The organism is Dellaglioa sp. CoH-57-MRSF-16 (assembly GCF_056782055.1).
The window spans coordinates 1-359 of sequence record NZ_JBXAXZ010000101.1 but is presented as its reverse complement, the minus strand read 5'-3'; the positions used below and the strand labels follow the sequence as shown (position 1 = coordinate 359).

At 56.5% G+C, this 359-nt stretch carries 1 protein-coding gene; it reads left to right on the top strand.

Annotated features, from left to right (window positions below; genetic code table 11):
* Window positions 1-109 precede the first annotated feature (109 nt).
* On the top strand, window positions 110-359 hold a 250-nt coding region (locus tag AC1RPH_RS08050; protein WP_481762065.1), incomplete at its 3' end, for a hypothetical protein.

Sequence of the window (359 nt, the reverse complement as noted above, 5' to 3'; positions counted from 1 at the left end):
CGATTTGCATTATTGCCAGTTTCGCTTATCTCGATGGCTGGTTTGATAAACCGCAGCCGCGTCGGTTCCATGACATCGACGACGGTTCCTATCGTGGGAAGTCCGTGCGATGAACGAACTCTGGGAAAACCCGCTATACACGGTGGAAGAGCGTCTGGAAATGGCGGTCGGTGGCATCCTGTTCCGTGACAGGTGCCTGAAGCAAGCATACGAGCGCCTCAATCAGGCGAACCAAAGGCTGCGGGAGGTCGCGGAGTTGGCGCATGCCGTGAACGACGTGATCGAGCTGTTCGAAGAGTTTTACGCGGACAGCAAGGGACAGCCGATCACTGATCGGCTGCGCGAAATCAGTGCAGTGC